Source organism: Planococcus sp. PAMC 21323, from assembly GCF_000785555.1.
In the GTDB taxonomy this organism is placed as follows: domain Bacteria; phylum Bacillota; class Bacilli; order Bacillales_A; family Planococcaceae; genus Planococcus.
Window position 1 is genome coordinate 2,611,000 of the sequence record NZ_CP009129.1, and the last position, 17,298, is coordinate 2,628,297.

At 39.3% G+C, this 17,298-nt stretch carries 19 protein-coding genes; 4 read left to right on the top strand and 15 right to left on the bottom strand.

What is annotated here, in order from left to right; translation table 11 throughout:
* Positions 1–191 precede the first annotated feature (191 nt).
* From PLANO_RS12870 to PLANO_RS12925, 12 genes are all read right to left on the bottom strand, one after another.
* On the bottom strand, positions 192–1,289 hold the full coding sequence (locus PLANO_RS12870; RefSeq protein WP_038704845.1) for a DUF2382 domain-containing protein: 1,098 nt from the start codon (positions 1,287–1,289) through the stop codon (positions 192–194).
* Between the two features lie 464 nt (positions 1,290–1,753).
* The gene (gene glsA / locus PLANO_RS12875) at positions 1,754–2,719 is read right to left on the bottom strand and encodes a glutaminase A (RefSeq protein WP_038704846.1); all 966 of its coding nucleotides are present in this window, start codon (positions 2,717–2,719) and stop codon (positions 1,754–1,756) included.
* A 105-nt stretch (positions 2,720–2,824) separates the two neighbouring features.
* Positions 2,825–3,427, bottom strand: a complete 603-nt coding sequence (locus PLANO_RS12880; RefSeq protein WP_038704847.1) for an alpha/beta hydrolase — start codon at positions 3,425–3,427, stop codon at positions 2,825–2,827.
* Between the two features lie 150 nt (positions 3,428–3,577).
* Complete coding sequence (gene hslO / locus PLANO_RS12885) at positions 3,578–4,456, bottom strand: Hsp33 family molecular chaperone HslO (RefSeq protein WP_038704848.1); 879 nt, start codon at positions 4,454–4,456, stop codon at positions 3,578–3,580.
* A 35-nt stretch (positions 4,457–4,491) separates the two neighbouring features.
* A complete protein-coding gene (locus tag PLANO_RS12890) occupies positions 4,492–4,710 on the bottom strand; it encodes a DUF896 domain-containing protein (RefSeq protein WP_038704849.1) in 219 nt (72 codons plus the stop codon).
* Positions 4,711–4,728: 18 nt separating this feature from the next.
* The gene (locus tag PLANO_RS12895) at positions 4,729–5,211 is read right to left on the bottom strand and encodes an RrF2 family transcriptional regulator (RefSeq protein ID WP_038704850.1); all 483 of its coding nucleotides are present in this window, start codon (positions 5,209–5,211) and stop codon (positions 4,729–4,731) included.
* Between the two features lie 149 nt (positions 5,212–5,360).
* Complete coding sequence (locus tag PLANO_RS12900; protein ID WP_038704851.1) at positions 5,361–5,894, bottom strand: chromate transporter; 534 nt, start codon at positions 5,892–5,894, stop codon at positions 5,361–5,363.
* Positions 5,891–6,457 (bottom strand): chromate transporter, encoded by a 567-nt coding sequence (locus PLANO_RS12905; protein WP_038704852.1) that lies wholly within the window; start codon positions 6,455–6,457, stop codon positions 5,891–5,893. Before PLANO_RS12905 ends, PLANO_RS12900 begins: the two co-directional genes overlap by 4 nt.
* 26 nt (positions 6,458–6,483) lie before the next feature.
* Complete coding sequence (locus PLANO_RS12910; RefSeq protein ID WP_038704853.1) at positions 6,484–8,088, bottom strand: gamma-glutamyltransferase family protein; 1,605 nt, start codon at positions 8,086–8,088, stop codon at positions 6,484–6,486.
* Positions 8,089–8,294: 206 nt separating this feature from the next.
* On the bottom strand, positions 8,295–8,741 hold the full coding sequence (locus PLANO_RS12915; RefSeq protein ID WP_038704854.1) for a GNAT family N-acetyltransferase: 447 nt from the start codon (positions 8,739–8,741) through the stop codon (positions 8,295–8,297).
* Positions 8,742–8,778: 37 nt separating this feature from the next.
* Positions 8,779–9,633 (bottom strand): patatin-like phospholipase family protein, encoded by an 855-nt coding sequence (locus PLANO_RS12920; protein ID WP_038704855.1) that lies wholly within the window; start codon positions 9,631–9,633, stop codon positions 8,779–8,781.
* Between the two features lie 31 nt (positions 9,634–9,664).
* Complete coding sequence (locus tag PLANO_RS12925) at positions 9,665–10,342, bottom strand: SOS response-associated peptidase (RefSeq protein ID WP_038704856.1); 678 nt, start codon at positions 10,340–10,342, stop codon at positions 9,665–9,667.
* A 310-nt stretch (positions 10,343–10,652) separates the two neighbouring features.
* Between PLANO_RS12925 and PLANO_RS12930 the strand changes: the two genes are divergently transcribed.
* Positions 10,653–11,084: a hypothetical protein gene (locus PLANO_RS12930; protein ID WP_008498457.1), complete on the top strand. Its 432-nt coding sequence runs from the start codon at positions 10,653–10,655 to the stop codon at positions 11,082–11,084.
* Positions 11,085–11,213: 129 nt separating this feature from the next.
* Complete coding sequence (locus tag PLANO_RS12935; RefSeq protein ID WP_038704857.1) at positions 11,214–12,413, top strand: MFS transporter; 1,200 nt, start codon at positions 11,214–11,216, stop codon at positions 12,411–12,413.
* A gap of 26 nt (positions 12,414–12,439) precedes the next feature.
* Here the strand turns inward: PLANO_RS12935 and PLANO_RS12940 are convergent, their stop codons facing one another.
* The 3 genes from PLANO_RS12940 to PLANO_RS12950 form a co-directional block, all read right to left on the bottom strand.
* Positions 12,440–14,086 carry an SLC13 family permease gene (locus PLANO_RS12940; protein WP_038704858.1) on the bottom strand — a complete coding sequence of 549 codons (1,647 nt, stop codon included), beginning with the start codon at positions 14,084–14,086 and terminating at the stop codon, positions 12,440–12,442.
* A 178-nt stretch (positions 14,087–14,264) separates the two neighbouring features.
* Positions 14,265–14,453: a hypothetical protein gene (locus tag PLANO_RS12945; RefSeq protein ID WP_038704859.1), complete on the bottom strand. Its 189-nt coding sequence runs from the start codon at positions 14,451–14,453 to the stop codon at positions 14,265–14,267.
* A 59-nt stretch (positions 14,454–14,512) separates the two neighbouring features.
* Positions 14,513–14,989: a metal-dependent hydrolase gene (locus PLANO_RS12950; RefSeq protein ID WP_038704860.1), complete on the bottom strand. Its 477-nt coding sequence runs from the start codon at positions 14,987–14,989 to the stop codon at positions 14,513–14,515.
* Between the two features lie 164 nt (positions 14,990–15,153).
* On the opposite strand from PLANO_RS12950, the gene PLANO_RS12955 reads away from it, so the two are divergent.
* Positions 15,154–15,783, top strand: coding sequence for an HD domain-containing protein (locus PLANO_RS12955; RefSeq protein WP_038704861.1), 630 nt, complete (start codon positions 15,154–15,156; stop codon positions 15,781–15,783).
* A gap of 86 nt (positions 15,784–15,869) precedes the next feature.
* Entirely contained in the window at positions 15,870–17,177 is a 1,308-nt protein-coding gene (locus tag PLANO_RS12960) for a hemolysin family protein (protein WP_038704862.1), read from the top strand.
* The last annotated feature ends 121 nt before the right edge of the window (positions 17,178–17,298 follow it).

Genomic DNA, 17,298 nt, shown 5'->3' on the forward strand with positions numbered 1-17,298 from the left:
CACGGAGACTCCTATGGGACAGCGAGAGCTGAAGACCCCGCAGGAACGTCAGTGACGAGGAGGCTGAAGCTGAGCCCATGGAAAGCGTAGTGGCTAGAACGGTTGTGGCTTTTACACAACTATACATTTTCAATAGACTTTGTCTACAGTATGAGACGGGGAGTTACCCCCGTCTTTCACATTCTTATCTATTAGAAACGATCACGATCTGTACGATCTTCACGACCTAATTTGTTATTCATTCCATTAGAATCATCATCGATATCTGCTTCTTCATGGCGAACCGTCTCGTTGAACGTTTCGGTATCCTGCACTTTACGTTTTCCAACGACAATTTCTTCAGATATTACATCTTTTTTTGTAACTTCTACATGTTCTTCTGATACGGGAATATGAATATCTTGTCCTTCTTGGTATGCATCTCCTGTTAATGTAGATTCTTTATCAAAAGAGTTGCCAACTGTTTCTTCGTTTACTGGGCGTCTTTCAATATAAACTTCTTCACGTTCAACAGGTACTTCAATTGTCTGATTTTCTTCAACGACATGTTTCCCAACATTTACTTCTCCCGTTTGCACACGCTCTTTATCAACGCTCAGGCGTTCTTCATGTAATTGCATTTTTTCTTCTTCTGTCGGAAGATTTTTGTCATTATTTTCAAAACGACTTGTATCTGTAGAATGTTCTTCTGTTCGATTAGACTCAAGACCAAATCCTGTTCCTGATTCGTTTCCAACACCTGCTGTTTCAGTAGTATCTCTGCCGAACGTATCATTTTTCTTGTTGTAATAGACTTCATTTTCATCATTAGTATCTACTGTTAAGCCGTCTCTACCTACTGCATCAGTGTCCATATGATTTCTGCCTAATCCTGTACCTGTTAAACCAGCCGCGCCCATTGTTCCTGCTTCTGCACTTGTTGATGTATTATCGTAAGGCGCCTTACCTTCGTAATTTGCGCCGTACTCACGGTCTACAAACAATAAAATTTTGCCGTTTTGCACTTCATTGTAATAGCGGTCCGCTTCATCTTTGTCTACTCCCATACCTGAGAATGCTTCACGTGTTGAGTCATCCCCTGATAAGAAGCCCATAAACTTGTCCATCCAGTTTCCTTCAGATGATTTATAATCTACATCTGTTCGTCCTCGGACCATCGAGATTTGATCTTCATCACGTGCCATTACATACATATCGTTTTCACTAGAACCTTGTGCTTTTAGTTCCTCAATTTTGTTTAGTACTTCTGTTTCACTGTCGAATGTACCCATAAATTTATTGTTAGTCATTTCCTATTCCTCCATTTTTTGTTTTTTAGTTGCTTGCTTAATCTAGAAAATACCCAATGCAAACTTTCTTAAACATTTTCGGAATGGACATGTATTTTATTAATTTTTATTTGCCTGCTCTGTTCCAATGACGATATCCACGAATGGCTTCTATGAATTCGAAAACTAGGTTGAATTGCTCAATCTGACATCAGCACATAATTGTCTGTGCTACTTCTTGGTTATTGAAAACAAAATATATCGTGCGCATTTGCAGCTTGTTACATTTCGTTATGAAGTTCTAGTTTTACTGAGTGAACAAAGTCCAAAAGTTTTTGTCTTACTTTTTTTATTCACTTCGGGTTCTTTTGCCATTTTGACACTCCTTTTTGTTTTATAATCATTCTCCTATTACCCGGTTTCAAGCTAATAAACCCATTTTTCAGAAAAAACCCCGTAGGCTTTATTTAGCCCACGGGGTTCTATTAAAAGATACTTAAATCCCATTCTTTTGAAATTTGTCGCAACATCATGGTTCCTGCTGCACTGTTTCCTTGTACGTCAATCGCGGGCCCATACACACCAATGCCCGCTCCAGCTCGGAATTCATAAGTTTGAGAGTGAAGCTTCGGTGGAACAGCTGCCATGATTCCACCTGATACGCCACTTTTCGCAGGAATTCCAACATGCGCTGCAAAATTACCTGATGAATTGTACATCCCACATGTTACCATCAATACTTTCGCAACTTGGGCAATTTCGTCTGAGAAATGTTTGACCTTGGTAATTGGGTTGTAACCGTCGTATGCAATAATCAAACCAATTAACGCCAAATCTTTCGTACTCACTTTGATCGCACATTGACGAATATAAATATCAAGTGCTTCTTCTACTTCAATCTCTAGGAACTTAGCTTCTTTCAAATAATAAGCTAAAGCTCGGTTGCGATGTGAAGAAGCCCATTCAGAATCATATACTTCTTTATCTAGTTCAAGCGGGTGACCCACTAAGTCTTCTAAAAAATGTAGAAGAAATTCGTATTTCTTTTGACTGGTCTGCCCCGGTAATAATGCTGAAATGGTAATAGCTCCTGCATTGATGAAGGGATTAAACGGTTTGTTCGGTCGATGAATTTCAAATGGAACAATCGAATTAAATGCTTCACCAGTTGGCTCTACATCAACACGCTCTAATACGAAATCCAAACCATAATTGCAACTTAACGCAATAAACGTTAATGCTTTTGAAATGCTTTGCAACGTAAATTCTTTGTCTGTGTCTCCTGCGCAATAATAATTCCCATTGTCGTCAAGCATACAGATTCCAAGCTGACTTGGATCTTCTTTTCCAAGTGCCGGTATATATTGAGCGGTTGTCCCTAATATTGCATGGCCTCTATTTGCCTCTACCCATGCTTCTAACTGTTCTTGAATACGCGGGTTAGTTTGCATAACACCCCTCCTAAGTTTTCTTTATCATGAATGAAAAGTGCTCGCTTTGTCAAAAGCTCATTATGTACTATCAAAACCTTCCCCAATTGCTTAGGGAAGGATTTTTTATAATTTATCGTACCAATCTTTTGCTGCTTCTACTTCTGGCATTGTTAATTGATGACCAAAGTCTTCCCAGTGCAATTGCACCTTTGCACCTGCATCTGTGAGTAGTTTTTCAAGATCTGTTGACTCTTCGGCAGAACAGATTGGATCGTTCGTACCAGCAGCAATAAATACAGGAACGTTTGTTAAATCAGGTAAATCAGTGTCTCGGTTTGGAACCATCGGATGATGGAGAATCGCTCCTTTTAAGGAATCTGAATACGTGAATAACAAGTTCGCCGCAATGTTTGCTCCATTTGAATACCCGATTGCGATAACATGATTACGATCAAAGTTATGCTCTATTGCTGCTTGTCCAATAAACTCGTGTAGCTCTTCTGTACGAAACTTTAAATCTTCCATGTCAAAAACACCTTCAGATAAACGTTTAAAAAAGCGCGGCATACCGTTTTCTAAGACATTGCCGCGAACACTCAATACCGAAGCCTCAGGATCTATATGCGCTGCGATAGCTAGCAAATCTGTCTCGTTGCCACCTGTTCCATGCAGCATCAAAAAAGTAGGTTTCGCTGGATTTGTCCCTTGTTGAAAAAGATGTTTCATTTGTAGGTTACCTCCAAATTTCGTTTCTTATTTAATTCCCTATCTAATCTCTCATAAACTTACTTTGAATTCGAGATAATTACAATATATTCCTTTTCTTTTCCAATAAAAAAGGTTCATGGCTTTTACACCATGAACCTTTTGCGATCGCTATACTTCTGTTTTCAACATATCTTGTAAATTTTCTTTTGAAAACAAATAATTTTCATTACAAAAATGGCATTGTGCTTCAGCTTTTCCGTCTGTCACAATCATATCTTCTATTTCAACTGTTCCAAGTCCTTGGATAGCGTTAGAAATGCGTTCTCTTGAACATTGACATTGAAATTTCACAGGCATTTCGTCCAAAACTTTGACGTTTCCGGCGCCTAATACTTTGTTTAAAATGTCTTCTGGCGTTAACCCTTCGCGTACCATATTAGAGATTGTCGGAATCACTTTTAGACGGGCTTCAATATCTTCAATGATGCTTTCTTCCGTGCCAGGCAATAATTGAATAATAAATCCACCCGAAGCTTGAATGGTATTATCCGGATTTACAATAACCCCAACTCCTACAGATGACGGAATTTGTTCAGACGTCGTAATGTAGTGCGTAAAGTCATCACCCAATTCACCCGATACTAATGGAACTTGTCCAACAAATGGTTGAAGTAGTCCAATGTCTTTGGAAATCGACAACGTTCCTTCTGTGCCGACCGCTCTTCGAACATCTAGTTTTCCTTGGTCATTTAAATCAAAGTGAGTTAATGGATTGCTTACATAACCTCTGACTTCGCCTTTTGCATTTGCATCTACTAAAATGGTGCCAATAGGACCCCCACCATTAATGCGAATCGTTAATTTTTCTTCACCTTTCATCATAGCGCCTAACATGACGCTCGCTGTCATGGATCGGCCAAGTGCTGCAGATGCAGTTGGCCACGTGTAATGGCGTCTTTGTGCTTCCCCAACCGTTTCTGTCGTACGTGCTGCATACGCGCGCACTTGTCCATCATAAGCTAAAGCTCTTACTAAATAATCGTTCATCTTGTTCTTCCTCTCTTTATGTGAGCTTTCTATGCTTAGATTGCTTGTTTTTTCATTCGAACTTTGTCAGGCGTGACGTCATCCCCTAATGGGTCAATGACCTTCATGCTTGTCACTGTTGATTCGACTTGACCACGAATTTCGCGTAAATAATCTTCACGCAAGACTTGACGTTCAACTTTTTCAGCGTCTGTTAGTCTTTCTTGACGCGCTTTCTGTGCCAATTCGTTAATGCGCGGTAAAATATCTATCATCATTAATCCTCTTTTCTGTTAAATCACTCGTTTTTGTTCAAGCCATTCGGCTAACTCGGTTGTTTTCTTTTGAAATCTCTGTTCTTTCATTTTTTGTGAAAGAGATTCGATTGTTTCTTGTTCCATACGGGAGCGCCATGCACTTTCAGCTTCTACCATTAGCTCTGTCAATAAGCAGCAAGATTCCGGTTCGTCAAGTTCCAATAAATCACCTAATACTCCGCTCGGTGAATAAAGCGATTGTTGACCTTCGATGGCAACATATATATCAAACACATTAATATCTGCTGGTTTCTTGTTAAGTTTAAATCCGCCTTTGACTCCCGGTACAGATGTGATTAAGCCTGCACTGACCAGTTTTCTTAATAGTTTTTGAAAATACGTTGGAGAAGTTCCTAACTGCTGACTAATTGCTTCACCCGGAAGAACAGCTTTCTCCGGAAGCATATTTAATAACAACACTGCATATACCGATTGCTCTACACCTGGTTTCATATGCACCCAAATCACCCTCTTTCAATTACGGATAACTATTATCCTTGTTGTCTACAATATACGCTCTCGAATTAAAAGTAAATAAATTTGCTTACGTTCTTTGGATAGTTAAAAAGCCATCCAGAATTGGATGGCTTTTCTATAGCTATATTGATTTACACAAGACCCGACACGGCACCGTAAACAAGTGCCATTAAAATGACGAGCGCAGGATGGACTTTTCTGATTTCTAGTAACCAATAGCTAAGAACAATTAATATTACCGTTTGTACTGTACCCGAGCTATCGATAGACGTCATGAAAAACTGAAGTGTCATTGCACCAAGCAACACTGCGATGACCGGTCGCACTAATTTGGTGATATTTTTAACCTTCGGAGAATCTTTGTATTTTAAAAGAGTGACCATCAAGATCACCATGAGAATAAGAGACGGCGCTACTGAAGCAAATAACGCAACAACTGCTCCAAGAATCCCGCCCTCTTCATATCCTATATAACCTGCCATTTTAGTTGCAATAGGTCCTGGCAACGCATTGCCTAGCGCTAAAACCTCTCCAAATTCTTGTGTCGTCATCCACTCATAGCGATCAACTACTTCTTTTTCCACCAGTGGAATCGAAGCCGGTCCACCACCATATCCCAATATCCCTGGAATAAAAAATGCTAAAAAGAGGTACCAGTAAATCATTTTGAGTCTCCTCCTTTTTTAAAGGAAGTTAAGGAAACGATTAAAATCCCTAAAATAACAATTGCGGGATGAATGGTTAAGAATTCTAATAAGACAATTGCAATCCCCGTAAACACAATAGCGCGACCCATTCCTAAAGACTTGCCTGACTTCTGGAAAAAATCCCACGTCATAATAGCAAGCATAACTCCTACAACGGGAACTACAGCTGCAGACATGCTATTGACCCATTCAAGATTTTTGTATTTTTGTAAAATACCTAACAAGATAATCATTAATACGACAGTAGGAACGACGGTAGCGATCAATGCTACAATACACCCCACCAAACCGTTAACCCGATACCCAATATAACCTGCCATTTTAGTAGCAATGGGGCCTGGCATTGTATTTCCTAAGGCCAAGGTATCTCCAAATTCATCTTCTGTCATCCATTTATAATTGACGACCGCTTCCCTGTGAAAAAGTGGAATCGCAGCAGGTCCACCTCCAAATCCAAGAAGACCTACCCGGAAAAATGCTAAAAACAAGTCTTTATTAATTTTCAGCTTGGAACTCCCCATTTGCTCTTCTCCCAATTTCTTGAGGCCTACCAAACAGCCACCGAACCATCTGTACGTGATTCAGTGCCGCCGGCTAATACACCTGTTTTAGGATTGCGCCAAATAATTTGACCTCTCCCAAAACTTCCGCCATCTGTCGCTACTTGAATTTGATGACCTTTTCGGGATAACGCCTGTGCCAAATAATTCGGGAAATCTGGTTCAACTAAAATAGTCTTTCCTTCAATCCATTGCCATCTCGGAGCATCGAGCGCTGCTTGTGGATTCATTAAGTAATCGATCGTATTGGTAACTACTTGGAAATGACCTTGTGGCTGCATATAACCACCCATAACACCAAATGGCCCTACAGCTTTGTCGTCTTTTGTCAGGAATCCTGGAATAATTGTATGGAAAGTTCGTTTACCGCCAGCCAATACATTAGGATGTTCTGGATCTAACGAAAAATCCGCTCCACGGTTTTGCAAGCTAATTCCCGTTCCTGGAATAACAATTCCTGAACCAAATCCCATATAATTGCTTTGAATATAAGAAATCATATTGCCTTCTTCATCGGCCGCAGATAAATAAACGGTTCCACCTTTAGGCAATTCATACGGTTCAGGATCAGATGCCTTTTCACCAATGGTCTTCGCACGTGCGGTTGCGTATTCTTCAGATAGTAAATGCTCTGTGCTGACAGGCATATTTTCTGGTTCTGTAATAAATGCTTTGCCGTCCGTAAACGCAAGTTTCATCACCTCGATTTGCTCATGGTACGTTTCCGCAGATTGCCATTTAGGTTGTTCGAGTTTTTTGAAGATGTTCAAAGCCATTAAAGCAACCATGCCTTGTCCATTCGGTGGAATTTCCCACACTTTATACCCGCGATAATCTGTTGAAACGGGTTCAACCCATTGCGGCTTGAACGCTTCTAAATCTTCTTTCGATAAAAACCCTTGGTGTTTTTTCATAAAACTATCGATTTTATCTGCAATGGCGCCTTCATAAAAAGAACGAGCATCGGTTTGTCCAATGTCAGTCAATGTTTTAGCATGACCTGGAGACGACCACATTTCGCCAATTTCTGGTGCGCGACCGTTTGGTGCAAATGTCTCGAACCAGCCTTGGTATTCTTCGCTCGTGAAAGATTCTTTGTATTTGGCATAAGCTGCTTGCCAATACTTCCCAAGAATTGGTGTTAACGGATAGCCTTCTTCCGCATATCGAATCGCAGGCTTTAAGGCTTCTGCAAGTGATAATTTACCAAATCTCTTCGATAATTCAGCCCATGCAGCTGGCACTCCAGGAACTGTCACAGGCACTAAGCCGAATGTCGGCATTTTTTCAAAACCAAGTGCTTTGACCGCTTCCGGAGAAATGCTTTTGGGTGCAGGACCTGAACTATTTAAGCCGTGGAGTTTGTCTTTTACCCAAACTAAAGCAAAAGCATCTCCACCGATTCCGTTTGAAGTTGGCTCTACAACCGTTAAAGCGGCAGCAGTGGCAATCGCCGCATCAATGGCGTTCCCACCATTTTGCATGACTTCAATGCCAGCTTGTGCAGCTAATGGTTGTGATGTGGCCACCATTCCTTTTTTTGAAAATACGGTTTGTCTTTGTGATGCAAACGGGTTATGTAAATAATCCATAATACCTCTCCCTTTCTTTTATGTACCATTCCGTACAAAACAATTCTCTATATCTTCAAGTATTTAACTTTAATCAATTTCCACTTAATAGTTTCAAAAGTCGAATACTTCTGATTATAGAGCATTGACATTTTTATTTCTATCTACACAATATGGTTCTGCAGCTTATAGATGCTGCAGAACCATATCTTTTGATCGTATTCTTTTTAATTATTTAAGTAAAATTGAGTGCAATAAATATTTGGGGCTACTTGGATCAAGTTTGACTCTTGAAAGCCAAACATTTTATAAAGTCCAATTGCTGGTTTATTAGCGGTTCCGGTACTAACTGTAAATTTGTATCCTCGATATTTTTTCAGCAAATAACTCACCAGTTTTTTCCCAATACCTTGCCGAAAATATATTGGGTCGACTACTAATCGATGAATATCGACTGTTTCTTCTTCTACCTGATAAGAAATAACTCCTTGCAGTTGTTCTTGACTGTATCCGATAAAAAGTTCTTTACTTTTTTGTAATTCTTGAACAGTCTCGTGAAGTTGTGGAATATCATTAAAGCCCATCAATTCAGCTTCTATGCGATAAGCAGCTTGTTGAATTTGATAAATTTTTTTCGCAATCTGTTCATCTTGGTGGTTTAGTTTGCTAATCATCCTTCACCACTCCTTACGATAAGACTTTTTCCATTAATTAGTTTTGAAGAAAATTAAGGATATCATCAAATTTTTCTGTGGCATCGTGATAACCTTGATTGTAGAGCGTTTCTAATTTCACAGGATTTCGCTCTAATCCTTTAATTTTGTATAAATCTTTTGGTCGAATTACCACTGCTAAACCATCTCGTTCCATTTGTTCGATAAGCTCTATTGATTCGTTATAATTTAAATGCCGATTTTCCATGGTCTTTGCGATCGCTGGATATTGCCGAACAAACGCTGGCATGATTCCAGCAAATCGACTCTTTTTTTTCCGATAGCCTTTTTCTCTTGTTAAAATAATAATGGGCTTAGTCACTCCATCGGATAACGCTTTCCGGATAGGCAGTGGATCTGCAATACTTCCGTCCATTAAAAGTTTTCCACCAAACTCTACTGGTTGCGACATTAACGGCAAGGAACTTGAAGCTCTTACAATCGTTAGTACATCTTCCGGACGTTTTTGTTTTTCAAAATAAACTGCTTTCCCTGTTAAACAATCTGTTACCCCTACAACAAACTCTTCTGTGGAGTTGTCAAAGCGATGATAGTCAAAGGGCACTAAGCTGTTTGGAATTTTATTAAAAATTAGATCCATGCCAAAAAGTTCACGCTTTGTCAGTAAGTTTTTAACCGAAAGGTATTCTGGGTGATTAACATAGCCAATTGTGACTTCTCGGTTCCGGCCATTTTGTCTTGAAATATAGGAAGATGCATGGCAGGCTCCGGCTGAAACACCAATCACGTAGTCCACAAAAACACTTTCTTCCAAAAGCTTTTCGAGTACACCACCCGTATAAACGCCTCGCATGCCACCGCCCTCAAGCACAATTCCACTTTTCATAATCAGCCCTCCTTCAGCTAGCTACATTCCCTTAACATTAACCGACTTTTTCAATCAACTCCGGCTTATTATTTTTGGGAGAATTCACTTCTTGAGAAACACGAAATGCCTCCATTTCTTTTGCTTGATAAGGTTTTAGTAAAGCTTTCAAAGTTTCGATATCTTCTACTCGTGGGTCTAGCCAAGTCTTTTCATCTGCTTTTGATAAAATTACCGGCATTCGATCATGAATTGACTCCATTAATTTGTTTGGAGCGGTTGTCAAAATCGAACAACTCTTCACTATTTGACCATCTGGCGCTTTCCACGATTCCCAAAGGGCTGCAAAAGCAAAAGGCTCTCCAGTTCTTAATTTGATACGCATCGGAACCTTTTCGCCATCTTTTTGCTGCCATTCATAAAAAGAGTCAGCTACCACGATACAACGTTTCTTTTTGAAGGCATTACGAAAACTAGGTTTTTCCGCTACTGTTTCTGAGCGAGCATTAATCATTTTATAACCAATTTTCTCATCTTTTGCCCAAGGCGGTATTAATCCCCACCGCAATTGACCTAATCGGTTTTTGTCACCATCATTTACGATCGCAATCACTTGTTGAGAAGGTGCAATATTATAACTAACGGAATATTCATCTTTGCTCAATGTTGCTTCTTCAATATTAAAACGCTCGATCAACACCGTATAATCAGTAAACAATGAGTATCTTCCACACACCTCGGTCACCCCTTCCATCATTCATTATTACTATAAATATAACAGAAAATTCATTCTTCTTCTTTGTTATTTCTTTTGATTTTATCGTTGTAAAATAAATGTCCTATTTCACCAAAAATTTTTAGGCTATCTCTCAAATTTCAGTTCAATAATTTGCCATTGTCCATTTTTTGTCTTTATTTAGTTATATTTACAGCTTTAAGCTTTTGTATTCTCTAGACTCTAAATCGATGGAAAATTCGTTAAGGTCCCTTAAATGGCGAAATAGTGTTATAATAGAAGAACTACGATTTATATTAGGAGGAATCACATGGCTACTGCACGCGAAATGAGTCTCGTCAACAAGGATTTTCTGGTTGAAGAATTAGGGCTGAAACAACAAGGTAACTCAACGATTTTTACGAATGAAGATTGTTTTGTGTTATCTCCATCTGTTCAGCGATATGAAAAAGGATTTGACGTCAGTGAATTTAATTTGGCAAAGTTCGATCCAGAACGTCAACAAGGCTTTTTGATTGTACGGTACATGGATACCTTTTTAATGGCAAAACTTGAAAGCTTCACTAAAAAAATGATGCTTCCTGAATTACAAATTAAAAAGAAAAACACAAAACCTCATTGGAAATTCACTGTTGCTGAAAATCCTGCTTATCACATTGTTAACACGCAAAACAAAGAATTGCGTTACCGTTTACAAGAACCAACTAAAAAACAAATTCTTTCTTTTTTTAATAAGCTATAAGAAAATCCCGCTGCTTACTGCATGCGGGTTTTTTATTGCTCTTTTTCGAAAAATTAGATTGCCAATGGTAAGATGATAATTAATATAGACAACTTCACTCATAGTTGATTGTCGATCGGATGTGATTTTATGGATTCCCCGCGATATACGGTTAAAGACCGTCAGTTCTGGAAAATCATCCTCAGTCTCCTTTTCGCTTCTTTATTTATTTTCGCTAATATGTATGCTGTACAGCCTTTGCTGCCAGTCTTTGTAGAAGAATTTCAAGTTTCAGTTTCCACAGCTAGCTTGTCTTTATCACTAACCATTGTCGGCTTAATAATCGGACTAATTGTTCTCGGATTTTTTTCTGATCGCAACGGCAGAAAATCGTATATTGTTTATTCTTTACTCGGTTCAGCCATTCCTTTTTTCATCATTCCTTTGACCGATTCATTTTCTATATTATTACTTCTTCGTTTTATTCAAGGCTTTGCACTAGCAGGTGTTCCTGCTGCTGCTCTCGCGTACATCAGTGAGGAAATCGATCGAAAAAACATTGCTTATGCGACTGCTCTTTATATTTCTAGTAACGCGCTCGGTGGGATGTTGGGACGTTTTTTAACAGGCTTTCTAACTGACCATTTCTCGTGGCAAATTTCTTTTTATGCTTTTGCGGTGACGGGACTCTTCATATTTGTTATTGTCCTTTATTTACTACCACCATCACAGAATTTCAAATCTAGCCAAGTAAGCTTTGCAAAAGATATAGCCGGCTTCTTGTTTCACTTAAAAAACCCTGCTCTACTCGTGGTTTTTGGTCTTGGTACAGTTTTGCAAACTTCTTTTACAGGTATTTGGACGTATTTGCCTTTTTATCTAGAAGCCTCTCCGTTTTCTATGTCGTTGCAGGCGATATCGTATTTGTTTTTCGCTTATGGTATCGGTGTCATTGGATCGCCAATGGCTGGTCGTGTTGCTGAAAAATTCGGCTTACGCAATGTCCGCCTGGCAGGTGTATTTATTTTATCTGCTGGAATTTTCATGACACTTAGTCCGTATCTTTGGATGATTGTTGTTGGCCTTTGTGTCACTTGCCTCGGCTTTTTCACTGCTCACGCCTTAACTGCTGCTTCTGTCAGCCAGCAAGCAACTCACCATAAAGGCAGTGCTTCGAGCCTTTATTTGGTATCGTATTATATAGGTGTTGCAGCAGGTAGTTCTTTGTTAAGTCCTTTATGGACCTCCGGTGGTTGGACTGGCCTAGTGCTATTTAGCGCTATTTTGCCGCTTCTTTATATAATGGCCATTACTTTATACCGAAAAAAAGCAGGCTCTCCCCGGAGGTGAGCCTGCTTTTTGCTGTCAATCAACTCTTATTTAAGAAAATCCGGTGGAATCGACATCAGATCTATTCCCCAAACAAGCGGTAGGAAGTAGAAGACCGCCAGTGCGACAAAGAAAATCCCAAAGATATTAAGCGCAAAACCCGCTTTGGCCATATCTGAAATCTTTAAGTATCCAGAGCCAAATACGACCGCATTTGGTGGTGTTGCGACTGGCAACATAAATGCACAAGATGCTGCAACAGCTGCTGTTACCATCAGTGCATAAGGGTGAATGCTAAGAGCGACTGCAAGTGATGCCATGATTGGAAACATCATCGAAGCCGTAGCTGTGTTTGAAGTAATTTCGGTCAAGAACAACACGAGCGCAGCTACTACCAAAACAATGATGAGAACATTAACGCCTTGTAACCCAATCAACTGATTACCGATCCATTCAGACAACCCGGAGCTTGTAAATCCAGCAGCGATAGCCAGTCCACCACCAAATAACAGTAAAATACCCCAAGGTAACTTAACAGCGGTTGCCCAGTCTAGTAAGTGATCGCCTTTTTTATTTTTTGAAGGAATAATGAATAACACCATCGCAGCAATCAAGCCTACTGTTGCATCTGTCATTTCTATGTTGGGTGCAAATGCATCCAAGATAAATGAGCGGCTGATCCAAGCAAGTGCCACCGCTATGAAAACGACAAAGACTGCTTTTTCTTCATAAGAAGCTCCACCTAAGTCCGCTTTTTGCTGACGTATTACTTCGCTTCCCCCTGGTAAATGCTTCAACTTTTGCGGATAAGCAACTTTCACTAGATAAATCCAAGCAACGAATATAAAAATCCACGCTAATGGTACACCAAACAACATCCACTGTGCAAAAGAGATTTCAATACCGTAAATTTCATTCACTGCACCTGCAAGCAACGTATTCGGAGGTGTTCCGATTAATGTGGCAATTCCTCCAAGAGATGCAGAATAGGCAATTCCTAACATTAAAGCTTTACCAAAGCTGAAATTCTCTTTTGAAGTATCGATCGAAGTATTATACTTTAGAGCTTCCGATACTTGATAAATAATGGCTAAGCCAATTGGCACCATCATCATCGCCGTAGCCGTATTGGAAATCCACATTGACAGGAATCCTGTTGCCACCATGAAACCGAGAATAATGCGCTCCGTATTCGTTCCAATTACAGAAATGATCGTTAAGGCAATTCGCTTATGCAAATCCCATTTCTCCATTGTCAGGGCAATCATAAAACCACCCATAAATAAAAAGATTGTATCACTGCCATACGCTGAAGTTGTAGCGCTTACATCGAGCCCTTTAGTCATTGGAAAAAGAATAATTGGCAGGAGTGATGTTGCAGGAATCGGAATGGCCTCTGTAATCCACCAAGTCGCAATCCAAATTGTACTGGCCAGTATCGCTTTTGCTTCAGGTGGCAGTCCATCAGGATTAAAGAATAGTAAAGTTAAGATAAAAAGGAGTGGACCGAGAAACAGACCGATTAACTGCGGTGTATTGTAACTCCTATTTTTTTTGCGCTCATCATAAGATCCGGCATCTTCGGCCCGGTCTCGATCATCAGGTATGCCAGAACTAGGATTGGTAAAAAATCGGAATGCATCTTTTACCTGATCATGTTTTTCCCACATCCAATTCCATGTTGTCGAAATCATCTTATCCCTCCATTATCTAAAAAACTAATTTTTCAATATTTATCTCCATAATTGTATAGGTTTCGACTCTTACTAACAAGATAAAACTAATTTTTGTCTATTTCTACTAAAAAATCCCACTAGAAAAGGACGGAGACCCATATCTCTGCCCTTTACTCTTACTTTCTTTATGCGTCACTTACTCTTCTTTAGACTCACCAATTGGATTATTTTCATCACCAATCCCTTTATTGCTATGAGCTCCTTTTTCTCTCATCTTTTCTCCACGATTTTTTTCCTGTTCATCGCTGCTTTTAAATTTTTCGTCTTGTCGCTGACCTTGGCTGCTCTCTTGATTTGCATGTTCTGAAAAATCATTTTTAGCCATAAACTTTTCCTCCTTATTGTGTTTATTTTTCATTCCCCTGAAAAATGAAAATAAAACACTTATAGCGGAAGAAAGACACCGTAACCAAAGTAGACGGTTAGAAGTGAAAGCAGTGCGAACACTAAATATTCGGAAGTGCCTCCCGTAGTGGCTGTTACTGGAAAGCGAACTGTCCACTTGAAAGGAAAGAATAATTTAACTCCTCTTTTGGTCGCCATATCCAATACGATATGACTGATCATCCCAACTAACAATCCAGCTGATATCGCCTCAATAGTCATAAAGCTTTCCAACAAAAAAGCAGCCAGCGCTAGAAACAACAGACTATGTGTAAATGTTCGATGTCCAAAAAGACGATTGATTATTTTTGATAATGCCGGCAACGTTCTACCTATTTTACTGCCACTATGACAAATGTCTGGAATTACCGCTCCTACTACCCCAGCTCCTACTAATAGGAGTGGATCGTAATTCGTAACTTGTGCAAAAGCAAGACTTGCTGCTATACCGCCAATAATATGTGTTTTTCCTGTCATGCTTTTTCTCCTTTGACGTACATAATTCGAGTTCATTTTTTATTATACTAAAATTCGTGTATGCTGAAGATAGGGATATTGACGGTGTATGTAGAATTTTACTAAGCAATGAGTTCTATATTAACAGCAAATACTCCACAAGGAATTTAAAAGGAGGCGTCATTATGGGAATTCACCGTTTTTTTACTTCATTAAACGATTTAGAACGAATTATCCGTGCACCTGGAATGTTCAAATTTGAAGAACATAATGTTGCAGCCCATTCATGGAAAGTAAGCCAGTACGCAATGTTTTTTGCAACTATTGAAGAACGTGCTGGACGAGAAATCGATTGGAAATCTTTATATGAAAAAACGATAAATCACGATTTTGCAGAAGTGTTTATCGGAGATATTAAAACACCCGTCAAATATGCTTCTCCTGAACTAAAAGAAATGATCGCAAAAGTAGAAGAAGGCATGATGGAAAAGTTTATCCTCAGAGAAATTCCAGAAGAATTTCACGATGTTTTTTTTGAACGTATGAAAGAAGGAAAAGACGATACTGTAGAAGGACGTTTGCTAGAATTAGCAGATAAGCTAGATCAATTTTACGAAGCTTTTGCTGAGTTGAAACGAGGCAATACAGATAAGGAATTTGTCGTCATGTACCGAATTGCTTTAACGAAATTGCTCGGTCTTCCGTTACCTGCAAGTGTTGAATATTTTAAAAAGGTAATGCTTGATGATGTCATTAATGAAGATACTGCCATCGATGTCAAAGAACTTACACGTAAGATCATTGCTGAGCATTGAGCTTTGTTCTATATTCGTGGTAAAATTATGGTAAATTTAACATCAACAACTACTTTCGGAGGTGAATCCCTTAACAAGGGAATTTATTGGACCCCATACTTATACTGAATTTAGCATTGCTCGTCTTATTAATCGCGTTAACGGCTGTTTTCGTCGGATCTGAATTTGCTGTCGTTAAAGTCCGGATGTCGCGCATCGATCAATTAATCGATGAAGGAAATAAAAAGGCTGTACTGGTTAAAAAAATTACCAATGACTTAGATTATTATCTATCGGCGTGTCAGCTTGGTATCACGATTACTGCACTTGGACTAGGCTGGTTGGGAAAACCAACAGTTGAACGTCTTTTTTATCCTTTGTTTGAAATGCTCGATGTTCCTTCTTCCGCATCGACCATCATCTCATTTGTTTTAGCTTTCTCGTTAGTAACATTCCTACACGTTGTCATAGGGGAAATGGCACCAAAATCATTAGCCCTTCAATTTACTGAACGGATGACACTTTTGCTGTCACCTTTTTTGTATTGGTTCGGCAAAATTATGTATCCCTTTATTTTCATATTGAATGGCTCTGCTCGTATTCTATTACGAATTTTCGGAGTTGAGCCTGCTAAAGAAGACCAAGCCCATTCTGAAGAAGAACTAAAAATCATTATGGCCCAAAGTTTCCAAAGCGGTGAAATCAATCAAACCGAATTGTCGTACATGCAGAATATTTTTGCCTTTGATGAACGCAGTGCAAAAGACGTGATGATCCCACGAACACAAATGATTGCCTTTGCAGATGATTTAACGAACGAAGAACTTCTCTCGCAAATCCGTGATCATCGCTTTACGCGTTACCCCATCGCAAGAGATGGAGACAAAGACGACCTTATTGGATTTATCAATGCAAAAGAAATTTTAACGCATTATGCGATCGATGGACAATTTGATATGCTGGAACTTGTCCATGATTTACCTTACTTCCATGAAACGACACCTCTTCAAAGCGCACTTGTGAGAATGCAAAAAGATCGTACGCATATTGCACTTGTAATTGATGAATATGGTGGTACTTCTGGTTTGATTACGATGGAAGACATATTAGAGGAAATTGTTGGAGAAATTCGTGATGAGTTTGACGCAGAAGAAGATGAAGAAATTATTAAGGAAAGCGATTCGCGCTATCTTCTGAATGGTCGTGTCCTGTTAAAAGATCTGGAAGAGCGTTTCGGTTTCAACTTTGAAGACAGCGAAGATATCGATACGATTGCCGGCTGGATTCAGCATCAGCTAATTGAAGCTGAAACAGGCGATCTTTTTGTAAAAGAAGGCTGCCAATGGTCGATTGTCGAAATGGAAAATCATCACATCTTAAAAGTTGCTTGTGACATCTTACCAAAAACACCTTAAAAAGAATGTCCGTGCAGCGGACATTCTTTTTATATTTCTATCTATTTGTCTTTGTTTCAGGATTAACCTGCTGCTGAATAGGGCATATACTTATATACAAAGTAATTATCATGGAGGTAAT

Coding starts and splice junctions, on each gene's coding strand:
- PLANO_RS12910 (WP_038704853.1), bottom strand. CDS start 8,088: ATGGATTATTTACATAACCCGTTTGCATCACAAAGACAAACCGTATTT.
- PLANO_RS12930 (WP_008498457.1), top strand. CDS start 10,653: ATGGCTACTGCACGCGAAATGAGTCTCGTCAACAAGGATTTTCTGGTT.
- glsA (WP_038704846.1), bottom strand. CDS start 2,719: ATGCAAACTAACCCGCGTATTCAAGAACAGTTAGAAGCATGGGTAGAG.
- PLANO_RS12950 (WP_038704860.1), bottom strand. CDS start 14,989: ATGACAGGAAAAACACATATTATTGGCGGTATAGCAGCAAGTCTTGCT.
- PLANO_RS12900 (WP_038704851.1), bottom strand. CDS start 5,894: ATGATTTACTGGTACCTCTTTTTAGCATTTTTTATTCCAGGGATATTG.
- PLANO_RS12915 (WP_038704854.1), bottom strand. CDS start 8,741: ATGATTAGCAAACTAAACCACCAAGATGAACAGATTGCGAAAAAAATT.
- PLANO_RS12905 (WP_038704852.1), bottom strand. CDS start 6,457: ATGGGGAGTTCCAAGCTGAAAATTAATAAAGACTTGTTTTTAGCATTT.
- hslO (WP_038704848.1), bottom strand. CDS start 4,456: ATGAACGATTATTTAGTAAGAGCTTTAGCTTATGATGGACAAGTGCGC.
- PLANO_RS12935 (WP_038704857.1), top strand. CDS start 11,214: ATGGATTCCCCGCGATATACGGTTAAAGACCGTCAGTTCTGGAAAATC.
- PLANO_RS12890 (WP_038704849.1), bottom strand. CDS start 4,710: ATGATAGATATTTTACCGCGCATTAACGAATTGGCACAGAAAGCGCGT.
- PLANO_RS12955 (WP_038704861.1), top strand. CDS start 15,154: ATGGGAATTCACCGTTTTTTTACTTCATTAAACGATTTAGAACGAATT.
- PLANO_RS12940 (WP_038704858.1), bottom strand. CDS start 14,086: ATGATTTCGACAACATGGAATTGGATGTGGGAAAAACATGATCAGGTA.
- PLANO_RS12870 (WP_038704845.1), bottom strand. CDS start 1,289: ATGACTAACAATAAATTTATGGGTACATTCGACAGTGAAACAGAAGTA.
- PLANO_RS12880 (WP_038704847.1), bottom strand. CDS start 3,427: ATGAAACATCTTTTTCAACAAGGGACAAATCCAGCGAAACCTACTTTT.
- PLANO_RS12945 (WP_038704859.1), bottom strand. CDS start 14,453: ATGGCTAAAAATGATTTTTCAGAACATGCAAATCAAGAGAGCAGCCAA.